At 66.4% G+C, this 13,394-nt stretch carries 15 protein-coding genes and 1 tRNA gene; 11 read left to right on the top strand and 5 right to left on the bottom strand.

Annotation, left to right across the window (positions count from 1 at the left end; genetic code table 11):
* The first annotated feature begins 20 nt into the window (after nt 1-20).
* The 3 genes from secD to ACVENA_RS12565 all read left to right on the top strand — a co-directional run bounded on the left by secD (nt 21) and on the right by ACVENA_RS12565 (nt 3,345).
* The gene (secD, locus tag ACVENA_RS12575; protein ID WP_449325640.1) at nt 21-1,634 is read left to right on the top strand and encodes a protein translocase subunit SecD; all 1,614 of its coding nucleotides are present in this window, start codon (nt 21-23) and stop codon (nt 1,632-1,634) included.
* Between the two features lie 18 nt (nt 1,635-1,652).
* Nucleotides 1,653-2,633 (top strand): protein translocase subunit SecF, encoded by a 981-nt coding sequence (gene secF, locus ACVENA_RS12570; RefSeq protein ID WP_449325639.1) that lies wholly within the window; start codon nt 1,653-1,655, stop codon nt 2,631-2,633.
* 118 nt (nt 2,634-2,751) lie between these two features.
* On the top strand, nt 2,752-3,345 hold the full coding sequence (locus tag ACVENA_RS12565) for a hypothetical protein (protein ID WP_449325638.1): 594 nt from the start codon (nt 2,752-2,754) through the stop codon (nt 3,343-3,345).
* Between the two features lie 16 nt (nt 3,346-3,361).
* On the opposite strand, the gene ACVENA_RS12560 is transcribed toward ACVENA_RS12565, so the two are convergent.
* Nucleotides 3,362-4,531, bottom strand: a complete 1,170-nt coding sequence (locus ACVENA_RS12560; protein WP_449325637.1) for a glycosyltransferase — start codon at nt 4,529-4,531, stop codon at nt 3,362-3,364.
* A 108-nt stretch (nt 4,532-4,639) separates the two neighbouring features.
* Nucleotides 4,640-5,200: a helix-turn-helix domain-containing protein gene (locus tag ACVENA_RS12555; RefSeq protein ID WP_449325636.1), complete on the bottom strand. Its 561-nt coding sequence runs from the start codon at nt 5,198-5,200 to the stop codon at nt 4,640-4,642.
* Between the two features lie 84 nt (nt 5,201-5,284).
* Here ACVENA_RS12555 and ACVENA_RS12550 point away from each other — a divergent pair, with 84 nt between their 5' ends.
* Nucleotides 5,285-5,767, top strand: a complete 483-nt coding sequence (locus tag ACVENA_RS12550; RefSeq protein WP_449325635.1) for a DUF6456 domain-containing protein — start codon at nt 5,285-5,287, stop codon at nt 5,765-5,767.
* 170 nt (nt 5,768-5,937) lie between these two features.
* On the opposite strand, the gene ACVENA_RS12545 is transcribed toward ACVENA_RS12550, so the two are convergent.
* Nucleotides 5,938-7,716: an ABC-F family ATP-binding cassette domain-containing protein gene (locus tag ACVENA_RS12545; RefSeq protein ID WP_449325634.1), complete on the bottom strand. Its 1,779-nt coding sequence runs from the start codon at nt 7,714-7,716 to the stop codon at nt 5,938-5,940.
* Between the two features lie 133 nt (nt 7,717-7,849).
* Between ACVENA_RS12545 and ACVENA_RS12540 the strand changes: the two genes are divergently transcribed.
* Nucleotides 7,850-8,599 (top strand): SIMPL domain-containing protein, encoded by a 750-nt coding sequence (locus ACVENA_RS12540; protein WP_297662980.1) that lies wholly within the window; start codon nt 7,850-7,852, stop codon nt 8,597-8,599.
* Between the two features lie 149 nt (nt 8,600-8,748).
* Here the strand turns inward: ACVENA_RS12540 and ACVENA_RS12535 are convergent, their stop codons facing one another.
* Together ACVENA_RS12535 and ACVENA_RS12530 are read right to left on the bottom strand one after the other, a co-directional pair.
* Nucleotides 8,749-9,369, bottom strand: a complete 621-nt coding sequence (locus ACVENA_RS12535) for a hemerythrin domain-containing protein (RefSeq protein WP_449325633.1) — start codon at nt 9,367-9,369, stop codon at nt 8,749-8,751.
* Nucleotides 9,370-9,435: 66 nt separating this feature from the next.
* A complete protein-coding gene (locus ACVENA_RS12530; RefSeq protein WP_449325632.1) occupies nt 9,436-10,116 on the bottom strand; it encodes a prolyl hydroxylase family protein in 681 nt (226 codons plus the stop codon).
* Between the two features lie 102 nt (nt 10,117-10,218).
* On the opposite strand from ACVENA_RS12530, the gene ACVENA_RS12525 reads away from it, so the two are divergent.
* The 6 genes from ACVENA_RS12525 (at nt 10,219) to ccmE (ending at nt 13,320) form a co-directional block, all read left to right on the top strand.
* A tRNA-His gene (locus ACVENA_RS12525) sits at nt 10,219-10,295 on the top strand.
* Nucleotides 10,296-10,392: 97 nt separating this feature from the next.
* The gene (locus tag ACVENA_RS12520) at nt 10,393-11,442 is read left to right on the top strand and encodes a Glu/Leu/Phe/Val family dehydrogenase (protein WP_449325631.1); all 1,050 of its coding nucleotides are present in this window, start codon (nt 10,393-10,395) and stop codon (nt 11,440-11,442) included.
* Between the two features lie 96 nt (nt 11,443-11,538).
* Complete coding sequence (locus ACVENA_RS12515) at nt 11,539-11,892, top strand: YbaN family protein (RefSeq protein ID WP_449325630.1); 354 nt, start codon at nt 11,539-11,541, stop codon at nt 11,890-11,892.
* 97 nt (nt 11,893-11,989) lie between these two features.
* Nucleotides 11,990-12,727 (top strand): heme ABC transporter permease CcmC, encoded by a 738-nt coding sequence (gene ccmC, locus ACVENA_RS12510; protein ID WP_449325629.1) that lies wholly within the window; start codon nt 11,990-11,992, stop codon nt 12,725-12,727.
* A 3-nt stretch (nt 12,728-12,730) separates the two neighbouring features.
* Nucleotides 12,731-12,886, top strand: a complete 156-nt coding sequence (ccmD, locus tag ACVENA_RS12505) for a heme exporter protein CcmD (RefSeq protein WP_449325628.1) — start codon at nt 12,731-12,733, stop codon at nt 12,884-12,886.
* On the top strand, nt 12,883-13,320 hold the full coding sequence (gene ccmE / locus ACVENA_RS12500) for a cytochrome c maturation protein CcmE (protein WP_257543316.1): 438 nt from the start codon (nt 12,883-12,885) through the stop codon (nt 13,318-13,320). The genes ccmD and ccmE overlap by 4 nt, the downstream gene beginning before the upstream one ends.
* The last annotated feature ends 74 nt before the right edge of the window (nt 13,321-13,394 follow it).

The following is a 13,394-nucleotide window of genomic DNA, read 5'->3' as shown; positions in this document are numbered from 1 at the left end:
CCCAGAACCGGAATTTCCCTATGCTCGATTTCCCGCGCTGGAAGACCATCGGCATCAGCATCATCCTGCTGCTCGGCATCCTCTTCACCATCCCCAGCTTCCTGCCCGAAAAGACCTTCGACAAGCTGCCGTCCTTCGCGCAGATGAAGGTCAATCTGGGCCTCGACCTTGCAGGCGGCAGCCATTTGTTGCTCGAGGCCGATGTCTCCGATCTCCAGAAGACCCAGCTCGCCAACATGGAAAAGACCGTGCGCGCGGCGATGCGCGGCGAGCGCGGGCCCGACGACGACATCGCGATCGGCGAACTGTCGACCGCGGGTGGCAAGATCAGCTTTCTCGTCCGTGACCAGACGAAGCTCGACGAAGCGCGCGACCGGCTGTTCAACGAGACGCGCGGCGCGGGGCTCACCGGCCAGCGCGACTGGAACATCGACGTCGTCGACACGACGCGCCTGGTGCTGACGCCGACCGCGGCGGGGCAGAAGCAGGCGATCGCCAACGCGATGGATACCGCGCGCGACATCATCGACAAGCGCGTCAACGCGCTCGGCACGCGCGAACCGACGATCATCCGCCAGGGTGACGATCGGGTCGTCGTCCAGGTGCCCGGCCTTCAGGATCCGCAGCAATTGAAGGATCTGATCGGCAAGACCGCGCGGCTCGAATTCCGCATGGTCGACGCCAATGCCGACCCCAATGAAGCGGCGGCGGGCCGGGTGCCGGTGGGAAGCGAGATCGTGCCCTATGCCGACGGCGCCGGTGCCGGTGCCCCGTTCGAGGTGCTGCGCCGCCAGGTCATGATCAGCGGCGAGCAACTTCTCGATGCGAAGCAGGGCTATGATGGGCAGTCGGGCCAGCCGGTCGTCAACATCCGCTTCGATTCGGGCGGTTCGGCGACTTTTGCCAAGGTGACGGCGCAGAATGTCGGCAAGCGTTTCGCGATGGTGCTTGATGGCCGGGTGCTCTCGGCGCCGTCGATCAACGAGCCGATCCTGGGTGGCAGCGCCCAGATTTCAGGCAGCTTCTCGGTCGCTACCGCGAACAACCTCGCCATCTCGCTTCGCTCGGGCGCGCTGCCGGTCAAGATGACGGTGGTCGAGGAACGGACGGTGACGCCTGAGCTCGGCGCCGATTCGATCCGCAAGGGTGCGATCGCGGGCATCATCGCGACGGTCTCGGTGCTCGTGCTGATGCTCGTCGTCTATGGCCGCTTCGGCGTTTATGCGTGCCTCGCGCTCTTCTTCAACGTCTTTCTGATCATCGCGATCATGGCGGGGTTCAACGCGACGCTGACCCTGCCCGGCATCGCGGGCTTCGTGCTGACGATCGGTGCCGCGGTCGACGCGAACGTGCTGATCAACGAGCGCATACGCGAGGAACTGAAGCGAGGGCGACGCGTGTTCCAGGCGGTCGAACTCGGCTATTCCGAGGCCAGCCGCGCGATCTTCGACGCGAACGTCACCAACGTCATCGCCGCGTCGCTGATGTTCTGGTTCGGCACCGGCCCGATCAAGGGCTTTGCTGTGGTGCTGACCATCGGCATCGTCACCAGCGTCTTCACCGCCGTCACCGTCACGCGTCTGTTTGCCGCCCGCTGGCTGCATGCCAAGCGTCCGGCGACCATCAACATTTAAGAGAAAGGGAGCGAAACGATGCGTCTGCTGAAACTCGTCCCCGAGGACACGAACATCGACTTTCTGCGCTGGCGGAAGGTCGCGTCGGCCGCGAGCTTCATCCTCGTCGCCATATCGATCGCGCTGGTCGCGGTGAAGGGCCTCAACCTAGGCGTCGATTTCGTCGGCGGCCAGTCGGTCCGCGTCGAATTCCCCGGCACGATGCCGAAGATCGACGAGATTCGCGAAAAGGTCGGCGACATCGGCCTCGGCGAAGCGACGATCCAGCAATTCGGGTCCGACAAGGCGGTGGCGATCCGCACCGCGCTGCCCGAAGGCGACAAGGCGGCGGCCGACCGCGCGGGCAAGCAGCTCGTCGATGGCATCCACAAGGCCTTTCCGACCGCGCACACCGGCTCGGTCGAGACCGTGTCGGGCAAGGTGTCGGGCGAGTTGATCCGCACCGGCGCGCTCAGCCTTGCGCTCGCCATGCTCGGCATCTCGATCTATATCTGGATCCGCTTCGAATGGCAGTTCGGCGTCGGCGCGCTGGGGCGCCTGTTCCACGAAGTGGCGCTGACTTTCGGCCTGTTCGCGGTGACGCAGCTCCAGTTCGACCTCAACAGCATCGCGGCGCTGCTGACGATCGTCGGCTATTCGCTGAACGACACGATCGTCGTCTATGACCGTGTGCGCGAGAATCTGAAGAAATACCGCAAGATGGAGATCGTGCCGCTGCTCAACCTCAGCATCAACGAAACGCTGTCGCGCACCGTGATGACCAGCGTGTCGGTGATGCTGGCGCTTGGGATGCTGCTGGTCTTCGGCCCCGACGTGATCTTCGGCTTTACCGCGGCAATGCTGTTCGGCGTCTTCGTCGGCACCTATTCGTCGATCCTGATGTCGACGCCGGTGCTGGTGTGGCTGAAGGTCGGCCCGCAGAGCTTCGTCCCGCGTACCAGCGCCGCGACCGAAGGCGCCGAGCGCATCACCCGCAAGGACGACGGCGCGGTGGTGTGAGTTTCGGCTTCGACCCGGGCCTTCACAATTTCTTGAGAAGTGCGTCAGGACTTCGCCGCCGCTTTCGTCTTCATTGTCCCCGGCTTGAAAGGACGTCGTCGTCCGGCAGGGGAGATATATGGGACGGGTCAGCACAAACAGCGGCGAACAACTGAACTTCACCCGCGACTCCGGCATTGCCGTTTCGCTGCGCGTGTGGTCCGAAACCGACGTCAGCGGCGTCATATGGAGCAACGGCGGGCATATTTCGTCGTCCAAGACCGAGATCATGCAGGTCTTCCTCCAGCGGGAGGACGGGCGCGAAATCGATGTGAAGATCAACAATGCCGGCATCGGTGCGCGCGAGGGACATTACCTGTCGCTGCTATGGGCCAGCAGCTCCGATTCCAGCGGCGATGTCGGCGTGGCGATGGTGAACCACAGCACGGGACGATATCAGATATTCGGAAATCGCATCGATGAGCTGATGGCGAAACCCATGGCGAACCTCAACGGATGTTGTCTTGCGGTGGTCATCATCATCGCCGCCGCGCTTTTCGGGTCCTTCCTCGGGCAATTCAAAGCGGTCGTGATCGGCCTGGCGCTGTTGGCGATACCCGTTTTGCTCATGGCGAGCATCAGCAAGACCAAGGGGCAAAGGGCCGGTGTCCGGGAGGACTATGCTGCCCAGATCGAACGATATGTCGAGGATATTCTGGCCCGCGAAACCTGAACCCGCGGTCCGGCCCTCATCGTTCGGCGCAGCGGCGGAGATGCGCCGCCAGTTCGCGGCCGTTGCGGTCCCAGTCGAAGCGGCCGCCGAGGCTGGCGGCAACCTCGCTCGGTGAAGGCGGGGCGGCGAGGATGTCCTGAACCGCCGCCGCGATGGCCTGCGGCGTGCGCTGGGCGATGCGGCCGGCGAGAGGCGAGGTGACGAGTTCGGCGGCGCCGCCCGCGTCGCTGATCACGATCGGCGTGCCGCAAGCGAGGGCTTCGACCCAGGCATTGGCGAGGCCTTCGCTGACCGACGGCGTGACGACGACGTCGGCGGCGCGATAGAGAAAAGGCAGGTCCGCGTTGGCGACCGACCCCATCAGGTGGACGCGGTCGGCGACGCCGAGCCGCTCGGCCAGCGCGCGGTAGCTGCCTTCCTCTTCGCCCGCGCCCGCGAGCCAGTAATGAACGCCGGGAAGGTCGGGCAACGCCTCGATCACCAGCGCCTGGCCCTTGCGCGGAATGAGCGCGCCGACCGTTGCGATGACCGGAGCGTCGTCCATGCCGAGCGCGGCGCGCGCGGCGGCGCGGTCGCCGGGGTGGAAGCGGGCCGTGTCGATGCCGGTATAATGAACCGCGACCTTGGCGGCATCGATACCGATCGCGCCCATGTCGCGGCGCATCGAATCCGATACGGCGAGCAGGCCCGCAGCGCGATCGGCGGCGTTGAGCACCGCCGCCCGGGTTGCGGGATCATGTCCGAAATAGCTGATGTCGGCGCCGCGGGCCTTGACCGAAAAGGGCCGGTCGAGCGCCTCGGCGACGTGCATCGCCGCGGGACCGTCGGGATAGAAGAATTCCGCATCGATCACGTCGAAGGTCTGCCCGCGCACGGCCGACAGCACGGCACACGCGACTTGCGCCGGATTGAAGCGCGCGCCGTAACGCGGGATCAAGGCGAAGCGCGGGCGATGGACGGTGAGGCCGTTCCATCGTTCGGTTCGTGGCAGATCGCGAAGCGCACGATAGCGGCCGTGCAGCGATAGCGGGAAGGGCGGCAGGCCGACCGGCGCCACGACGGTGAGGTCGATGCCGGGCTGCGCGGCGAGCGCGCGGAGGCTTTTTTCGACGAACAGGCCAAAGGTCGGCCGCGCGACGTCGGGGAAGAGCGTGGCGATGGAGAGGATGCGGAGGGGAAAATTCATGCTGGCTCCTCGATCCGTTCGTGCTGAGCTTGTCGAAGCACCGTTCTACCTTGTCGCCGGAGAAGAAAAGGACAGCCCTTCGACAAGCTCAGGGCAAACGGAGTGGAGCTAGAGCGACCGGATCAGCCGCACCGCCATCGCCGCCCAGGGCGGATTGCTTACGACCTGCTGACGCTGGCCGGTGCCAAGCGGAAGCAGATGGAGTTTTTCGCCGTCGACGTTGAGCAGCCGCGCGAAGAAGAAGCGCCCGGCGGGGCGGGGGACGAGCAGGTCGCGGTTGAGCGCGCTCGCCCAGTCGCCCTCGATGCGGCGGCACCATATTTCGTCGCCCGCGCGATAATCGCCGATCGACGAGGTCACGCGCACCGCGACCATATCCTCGCCCGGCCGCGCGGTGATCGCCTGCTCGACGCGGCTCGGCGCCTGCGCGCCATCGGCACCGAGCAGCGCGGTGATCGTGAGCCGGGTGTCCTGCGGAAGCCGGACAAGCTCGGCTGCCTCGACCCCCAGCGCCTTGGCGATGCGGTTCATCCAGCCGAGCGACAGCGTCCGCGTGCCCGTCTCGAGGCGGCCGATCGTCTGCGCGGTCGTCGGCGGATCGCAGCGCTGGCCGACCTCCTCGAGCGTCAGGCCCTTGGCGCGGCGGACGGCGCGGATGCTGTTGATCATGAAAGAACTCCGATAACCAAATCGGTTTCTTCTTTCCTACAAAATCATCCAATGTCAAGGGAGCGTGCCAAGAAGGAGATTCGCATGACCGCACGCCGCCTGGAAACCCGCCTTCACCCCGATGACCGGCTCGATCCTGGCAAGACGGGGCCGCAGGTGATGCGCCACGTCACGGTCAATGCCGCCGAAAGCCCGATCGCGTGGCTTGCGTCGCGTGGGATGCTGACCCCGGCGCAGCTTGCGGCGGGCGATCGTCTGCGCGCCGATTATGAGCGCGCGGGCCTGTCGGCGCGCCTGACGATGCGTTGGGACGCCGCGCCCCCCGCGAAGAGCCGCGGCGGCGCGCGGGGGGCGGATGCCTCGCTCGCGCGGATCGACGCGCATCGGCGTTTCCACGCCGCGATAGACCATGCCGGGCCGGGGCTCGCCGACATCTGCTGGCGCGTGATCTGCGCGGGTGAGGGGATCGGCGGCGCGGAAAAGAGCCTCGGTTGGCCGGCGCGGTCGGGGAAGCTGGTGCTGGGGCTGGCGCTGGACCGGCTGGCGCGGTTTTATGGGGTGGGGTGATGATTCTTGTGACCCGAAACGACCGATTGCGGACGCCCGGACTCTCCTAACTTTGTCATCCCCGCGAAAGCGGGGACCCAGAGCGTGCGTCGGCTGACCCCACTCTGGGTTCCCGCTTTCGCGGGAATGACGAAGGTGGGCAGGGGCAGCTTCCCACCCCAATGCGGACGTTATCCCAGCGCCTCGACCTCTTCGGCCAGCGCCAGCCAGCGATCTTCGGCTGCCGCCTTTTCTGCGCGCAGCTGGTCGAGCTTGCCGGTCAGCGCATTGAAGCGCGCATTGTCGCGTGTGAACAGGCTGCCGTCGGACAATTCGGTCTCGATCCCCGCCATTTCCACCTCGATTTCCTCGATCCTGCCGGGGAGAAGGTCGTAGTCGCGCTGGTCCTTATAGCTCAGCTTCTTGCGCGCCTGCGGCGGGGGCGGCGAGGCATCGGTCGCGGCGGCTTTTGCCTTCGCCGCCGCCGGCTTCGCGCGTTTCGCTTCCCAGTCGGCATAGCCGCCCGCGACGATGTCGACCTTGCCCGAGCCGTCGAGGCCGAGCGTCACCGTCACCGTGCGGTCGAGAAAGTCGCGGTCGTGGCTGACGAGCAGCACGGTGCCTTCATAGTCGGCAATCACTTCCTGAAGCAGGTCGAGCGTTTCGAGGTCGAGGTCGTTGGTCGGTTCGTCGAGGACGAGCAGGTTCGATTCGCGGGCGAATTCGCGGGCGAGCAGCAGGCGCGAGCGCTCGCCGCCCGACAGCGCGCCGACGCTCGCCTCGGCGATCGCGGGGTCGAAGAGGAAATCCTTCAGATAGCCCTGAACATGCTTCTTGACCCCGCGCACCTCGATCCAGTCGCCGCCGTCGGCGAGGATGTCGCGCACCGTCTTGTCGGGGGAGAGCAGGCTGCGCTGCTGGTCGATGACGATGCCGTCGAGCGTCGGGGCGAGCGTGACGGTGCCTTCGTCGGGCGCGATCTCGCCGGTCAGCAGCTTGAGTAGCGTCGACTTGCCCGCGCCGTTGGCCCCGACGATGCCGATGCGGTCGCCGCGCTGAACGCGGAAATCGAAATCCTTGATGATCGTGCGGTCGCCGAAGCGCTTGCTGATATGGTCGGCGACGATCACCGATTTCGAGCGGACGTCATCGTTGGCGAGGCCGAGCTTGGCGACGCCGGGGCCGCCGATCATCGCGGCGCGGGTGGCGCGCATTTCCTTGAGCTTTTCGAGCCGGCCCTGGTTGCGCTTGCGCCGCGCGGTGACGCCGCGTTCGAGCCAGTGCGCTTCGAGCCGGAGCTTGGAATCGAGCTTTTGCGCGGCGCGGGCTTCCTCCGCGAACACCGCTTCGGTCCATCCGTCGAAGCCGCCGAAGCCGATTTCCTTGCGGCGGATGCTGCCGCGATCGAGCCACAGCGTCTGCCGCGTCAGGCGGGTGAGGAAGGTGCGGTCGTGGCTGATGACGACGAAGGCGCCGGTGTAGCGCGCGAGCCAGTTTTCGAGCCAGTCGATCGCCGCGAGGTCGAGGTGGTTGGTCGGCTCGTCGAGCAGCAGCACGTCGGGATTCTGCGCCAAGGCGCGGGCGATGGCAGCGCGGCGGCGCTCGCCGCCCGAGGCGCTGGCGGCGGTGCGCGTCATGTCGATGCCGAGCTGGTCGGCGATTGCGGCGACGTCGTGCTCGGCGGGGGCGTCGGCGCCGGATGTGGCGTAATCCATCAGCGTGTCGAACGCCGACAGGTCGGGCTCCTGTTCGAGCAGCACGACATGGGTGCCGGGGACGATCGTGCGCTTGCCCTTGTCGGCGTCGATGCGGTTCGCGAGCAGCTTGAGCAAGGTCGTCTTACCTGCGCCGTTGCGGCCGATCAGCGCCAGCCGGTCGCGCGCGCCGACATAGATGTCGAGATCCTCGAACAGCCAGCCGCTGCCCTGGACGAGGCCAAGGCCCTCATATGAAAGAATGGGTGCTGCCATGATGAACGGCTCGCTACATATGCGTTCAGCGTCATGCAAGCGCGGCGAGGGCAAGGCCGGAACGGGTTCGCTCCGTCAGCGTTACGGAGTGGTCATCAGTTACGGCCGGAACTCCGGTCCACAGGAGAATGAAATGACGAAGCAAATGCTCACCGCTATGGCGGCCGGTATCGCGCTGATGGCGGCGGTGCCCGCCATTGCCCAACAGGGAGGATCGACGGTGACGACAGCTACGGTGCAGGGACCCATTCTTTCCTTCAGCGTCAGCCAGGAAGTGCGCTCGCGCCCCGATCAGGCGACCGTGGGCGCCGGGGTGACGACGACCGCGCCGACGGCGGTCGAGGCGATGCGCGCCAATGCCGCGGCGATGGACAAGCTGATCGCCGCGGCGAAGGCGCGCGGGATCAAGGCCGAGGATATCCAGACGAGCGGCATCAACCTGTCGCCGCAATATGACTACAGCAACCGCAGCGACGGCCAGCCGCCGCGCTTCCTCGGTTATCAGGTGTCGAACAGCGTTCGCGCGACGACGCCGAAGATCGACGATATCGGGCCGCTGCTCGACGCGCTGGTCGCGGCGGGCGGCACCAATGTCGACGGGCCGTGGTTCGGGATGAAGGACCCCGACGCGCAGCTGGTCGGTGCGCGCGGCGCGGCGATCAAGGAAGCCGAGGCGAAGGCAGCGGATTATGCGCGCCTCGCGGGTTATCGCGGCGCCGAGCTGGTGGCGATCGGCGAAGGCAGCTTCGGCGGGCCGCAGCCGCCGATGCCGATGGTGCGCCTGCAGGCGATGGATGCCGGCTCGGCAAAAGCGACGCCGGTCGAGCCGGGTCAGGTCGCCAATACGCTGACGCTGAGCTTTCAGTATCGGCTGGTGCGGTAATTTAATCTCACCTATCGTCCCGTTCGTGTCTAGCGAAGTCGGGACACCCATCGGCCTCGCACCATATCGATGGATGTCTCGACTTCGCTCGACACGAACGGAATTGGGTGGTGCAGATTCAGGGCGCGCCGTTCTTGGCAGCGCGCGCGTCAGGGCTTGAGCTTGATCTTCGGCTCGACCCTGGCGGCTGCCTTTTCCTCTTTCTTCCGCCGGTTGAAGACGCGGCGCATGTAGCGGACGTCGGTGGCGCCGAGATGCGCTTCGGCGGCCACGAACTGTTCCTGCTCCTCCTCGCCGACGTGATGGAGATATTCCTCCTTGAGCGCGGCGAACCGGCGCAGCCAGCCGGGTGATGCCATGTCGCGGGCGGCGAGGTCGCCGAGCATGTCGTCGATCTCCTTATGCTCGGCGATCGCATGGCGCGCGAAGTCGGTGGTTTCGGGATCGCGCAGCACGCTTGACCATAGCGCCTGCTCCTCGGCCGCGGCATGGGCCTTGAGCTCTTTCACCAGTTCCTTGAACAGCGCCTGGCGATCGGGCGACTTGCCTTCGGTCTCCTCGATCATCGCCAGCAGGGCGCGATGGCGGTCGTGATCCTCGACGAGGCGACCGAAAATATCGGGGTCGCCGCGGAATTTCGTCTTGGGGGTGCTGCCGATCCGCGCCGCGACGCCGGGTGCGACCGCCTTTGCCTTCGCGATGGCCTCGACCTTGGCCTTCGCCGCGGGTTTGCGCTTCGCCGTATCGCGATCGATCGTTCGTACTGTCATGTCGGTCCCACTCCTTTGGCCAGTCCTTTCCGAACGCAGGCCGGAAATCATGGTTCCGACGGCGGGTCAGCCCAACTCCCCCGCTGCCCACGGCCAGGGCCGTTCGCGGAACCATTTGGTGATGATATATTTGCGCCCCTTGCGCACCTTCATCCCGTGATGGAGCGTTTCGGGGTTGGGGGTTCCGTCTGGCCGGACGTTGTTCCAGGCGAGCAGTTTGCCTGTTTCGGGCTGGTGCAGCTTTCCCGTCGACAGAAAACGCGTCGCGCCGCCCGCAGCCGGCTGGTTGAGATAGATCATCAGCGTCCAGCTCCGCTGGCCGGGGATCGCGCAATAGGTCTCCCAGTCCGCACCGTCGGGGTCGAAATAGTCCGTATGCGCCTTGAACTCCTCACCGACGTCGTAGCGCTGGCCCTGGAGCGGCTCGCCATATTCGAGTGGGATGCCGGTGAGGGCGTGGAGCCGGTCGTTGACAGCGGCGACCGCCGGATGGCGATGGTCGAGGTCGCAGGTCGAGCTGGTGCGAAAAGCGTCGTCGCCATTGGGGTCGGCGATCGTCGAGGGCCGCGCCTGCGCATCGATCAGCGCGATCAGCGCGGCGCAGGTGTCGGCGTCCAGGAAGCGCGCGAGCATATATTGCTGGAGCTTGGGGGACGGCGCGCGCCGGATGCCGGGGACCGCCGCGAGCCGCTCGGCAGTGCGGTCGGCACCCGAAGCCTGCATGTCGACATGGTCATTGTCCGCCATGCCGTGCTTTTAATGGCGCGATCCCGTGCGAACAATGCTTGACGACAAAAGGCCCCGCGCCTATCGCCGCGCGCTGTCAGAGGCGGTTTCGCCCGACGTGTGGCGATCATAGCTCAGTTGGTTAGAGCGCCGGTTTGTGGTACCGGAGGTCGTGGGTTCGAGCCCCATTGGTCGCCCCATTTTCTCTATCTTCGCGCGCAGCAGCTTTTGGGGTGACTCGGGGCGCGTGACGGATTATTACGCTTTGACGTAATTTTCTAACGCGAGGAGTCGCGCATGTCTGCTGTCTGGGATTTCGCCGATTTCGACGATCATGAGCATGTCCACATGTTCCGCGATCGCGCCAGCGGCCTCACGGCGGTCATCGCGGTCCATTCGACGCACCTCGGCCCCGGCGCGGGCGGCGTGCGATACTGGCATTATCCAGAGCGCGCCGCGGCGATCACCGACGCGCTGCGCCTGTCGCGCGGGATGAGCTACAAGAATGCAATGGCGGGCCTGCCGCTGGGTGGCGGCAAGGGCGTGATCCTGGCCGACGAAGGGCAGGCGAAGACCCCCGAATTGCTCGCCGCTTTCGGTCGCGCGGTCGAATCGCTGGGGGGCGCGTATGTCACCGCCGAGGATGTCGGCATGTCGGTCGCCGACATGGTCGAGATTGCGCGCGCGACGCGCCATGTCAGCGGCCTTCCGGCGGCGGGCGACGCGGTGGGGGGCAATCCCAGTCCGCTGACTGCGCTGGGCGTCTATCTGGGGATCAAGGCGGCGATCCGCGAGAAACTGGGCACCGACAGCGCTCAAGGCGTGCGCGTCGCGGTGCAGGGCGTCGGCAGTGTCGGCGAAGGCGTCGCGCGGCGGCTCGCGGCCGACGGCGCGAAGCTGATCCTTGCCGACGTCGATCTGGCGCGGGCGAAGGCGCTCGCCGAGGAACTTGGCGCCGAACTCGCCGATTCGGCGGCGATCATGGACGTCGAGGCCGACGTGCTGAGCCCCAACGCGCTCGGCGCGACCTTGACCGAACAGAGCATCGAGCGGCTGAAGGTGTCGATCGTCGCGGGCGCGGCGAACAACCAACTCGCGACCGAGGCTGACGGACAGCGGATTCACGATCGCGGGATCGTCTATGCTCCTGATTATGTGATCAACGCGGGTGGGATCATCAACGTCGCGCTCGAATATCTGGGGCAGGGAAGCCGCGAAGAGGTCGAGAGCCGCATTCAGGCGATCCCCGGCCGCCTCGCCGAAATATGGGCCGAGAGCAAGGCGAGCGGCACTCCGGCGTCGGTCGTGGCCGACCGGATGGCGCAGAAGCTGATCGGTAGAGGCTGAGCGTCGCCCCCGCGAAGGCGGGGGCGACGGCATGGGATCGCAGGAGCGACGGTATAGGATGGCGTCAGCGGGAAAACCCGCTAAGCCTCGCCGGCGATGAAACGGCATTTCTATCTGGTCGCCGGCTGGGCGTCGCTGGGGCTCGGCGCGATCGGGGCGTTCCTGCCGCTGCTGCCGACCGTACCGTTCGTCATCCTCGCCGCCTTCTGTTTCGCGCGCTCGTCGCCGCGGCTTGAGACCTGGCTGCTGACCCACCCGCAATTCGGCCATCATATCGTCGTGTGGCGCGAGAAGGGCGCGATCAGCCGCAAGGGCAAGGTTGCGGCGACCGCGGCCTTCGCGTTCAGCATCGTTCTGGCGGCGATCTTTTCGCCCTGGCCGTGGGTGATGGCGCCGGTGATCGCGGCGGCGGTGACCGGGAGCTGGATCTGGACGCGGCCGGAGGCTTGACCTCGCAGCTCCGGCGGGCGAGAGAAGCGCCGCCGGGTCGCGCCAGGCAATTCACTGGACCGGCAAACCGGCCTCACCTAAAGACGACGCGAGACCGATGCACGCTTACGCCAACCCCACCCGCTTTCTCGCGATCGCCAAGCCGCTGACGCCGTGGCTGCTCGGCGTCGGGTTGCTGCTTTTGCTCGCCGGGTCCTTTGCCGGACTGACGATGGTGCCCGGTGAAGCGAAGCAGGGCGAGACCGCCCGAATCCTTTATGTCCATGTGCCTTCTGCCTGGCTTGGCATGGGTGGCTGGACCTCGCTCGCAATCGCGGGGCTCGTGCAGCTCGTCTGGCGCCATCCGCTGTCAGGGATCGCGGCGCGGGCGATCGCGGTGCCGGGGATGGTCTTCACCGCGCTGTGCCTCGCGACCGGGTCGATCTGGGGTAAGCCGACCTGGGGCACCTGGTGGGAATGGGACGGCCGGATGACGTCGATGCTCGTCCTCCTCTTTCTCTATGCCGGCTTCATCGCGCTGACGACGGGCGACGAAGGCCAGCGGCAGGGCGGGTCGCTGTCGCGCGGCGCGGCGATCTATGCGCTGGTCGGCGCGGTCAATATTCCGATCATCAACCGCAGCGTCGTGTGGTGGAACAGCCTGCATCAGGGGCCGAGCATCACGCTGGGCGGGTCGAGCATCGACGGCTCGCTGCTGTGGCCGCTGGGGTTGACCGTGCTGGGCTTTTCGCTGCTGTTCGGCGCGATCGTGCTGATGCGGATGCGGCGGATCATCGCCGACAACCGCGTTGCGGCAAGGCTGCGGCGGCTGGCCGACGACGACGAGGGGTTTTGAGCCATGGCGGGGGTGATCAGCGGGGGTGGGCAATGGGCCTATGTGGTCGCGGCCTATGCGCTGACGGCGCTGCTCACCGGCGCGGTGCTGTGGCATAGCTGGCGTGCGATGGCGAAGGCAGAAAAGCGCAGCGACGCACTGCGTAGGGACCGCAAATGAAAGCGAAGCATCAACGACTGATATTGGCGCTGGTAGCGCTGGGGGGTGTCGCGGGCGCGGGTGTGCTCGCGGCGAGCGCGCTTCGCGACGAGGCCGCCTATTTCCGCACGCCCGCCGAAGTGAAGGCGGGCAAGGCCGAGGTCGGCGAGGCGATGCGGCTGGGCGGCATGGTCGCAGCGGGCAGTATCAAACGCCAGAGCGACGGCGTGACGATCCGCTTCACCGCGACCGACGGCAAGGCGTCGATCCCGGTCCAGTTCACAGGCATCGTCCCCGACCTGTTCGCAGAGAACGCGGGGATGGTCGCTGACGGCCGGCTGCGCGCCGATGGCGTTTTCGTGGCCGATCGCATCCTCGCCAAGCATGACGAGCGCTATATGCCGCCGCAGATGGGCGAGATGCCGAAGAATATGAAGCTGGTGCCGGGGGAATGATGATGTCTTACCGTCGCCCCCGCGCAGGCGGGGGCCGCTGGAGGCAAAATCCAGCATCACCGCGTAAAACGACC

It is taken from the genome of Sphingopyxis sp. 550A (genome assembly GCF_053569535.1).
The sequence above is the reverse complement of the archived record's forward strand: the minus strand, read 5'-3'. Positions and strand labels throughout refer to the sequence as shown.

Bases quoted from the DNA above. Each gene is read 5' to 3' on its own strand.
- secD (WP_449325640.1), top strand. From the start codon at position 21: ATGCTCGATTTCCCGCGCTGGAAGACCATCGGCATCAGCATCATCCTG.
- secF (WP_449325639.1), top strand. From the start codon at position 1,653: ATGCGTCTGCTGAAACTCGTCCCCGAGGACACGAACATCGACTTTCTG.
- ACVENA_RS12565 (WP_449325638.1), top strand. From the start codon at position 2,752: ATGGGACGGGTCAGCACAAACAGCGGCGAACAACTGAACTTCACCCGC.
- ACVENA_RS12560 (WP_449325637.1), bottom strand. From the start codon at position 4,531: ATGAATTTTCCCCTCCGCATCCTCTCCATCGCCACGCTCTTCCCCGAC.
- ACVENA_RS12555 (WP_449325636.1), bottom strand. From the start codon at position 5,200: ATGATCAACAGCATCCGCGCCGTCCGCCGCGCCAAGGGCCTGACGCTC.
- ACVENA_RS12550 (WP_449325635.1), top strand. From the start codon at position 5,285: ATGACCGCACGCCGCCTGGAAACCCGCCTTCACCCCGATGACCGGCTC.
- ACVENA_RS12545 (WP_449325634.1), bottom strand. From the start codon at position 7,716: ATGGCAGCACCCATTCTTTCATATGAGGGCCTTGGCCTCGTCCAGGGC.
- ACVENA_RS12540 (WP_297662980.1), top strand. From the start codon at position 7,850: ATGACGAAGCAAATGCTCACCGCTATGGCGGCCGGTATCGCGCTGATG.
- ACVENA_RS12535 (WP_449325633.1), bottom strand. From the start codon at position 9,369: ATGACAGTACGAACGATCGATCGCGATACGGCGAAGCGCAAACCCGCG.
- ACVENA_RS12530 (WP_449325632.1), bottom strand. From the start codon at position 10,116: ATGGCGGACAATGACCATGTCGACATGCAGGCTTCGGGTGCCGACCGC.
- ACVENA_RS12520 (WP_449325631.1), top strand. From the start codon at position 10,393: ATGTCTGCTGTCTGGGATTTCGCCGATTTCGACGATCATGAGCATGTC.
- ACVENA_RS12515 (WP_449325630.1), top strand. From the start codon at position 11,539: ATGAAACGGCATTTCTATCTGGTCGCCGGCTGGGCGTCGCTGGGGCTC.
- ccmC (WP_449325629.1), top strand. From the start codon at position 11,990: ATGCACGCTTACGCCAACCCCACCCGCTTTCTCGCGATCGCCAAGCCG.
- ccmD (WP_449325628.1), top strand. From the start codon at position 12,731: ATGGCGGGGGTGATCAGCGGGGGTGGGCAATGGGCCTATGTGGTCGCG.
- ccmE (WP_257543316.1), top strand. From the start codon at position 12,883: ATGAAAGCGAAGCATCAACGACTGATATTGGCGCTGGTAGCGCTGGGG.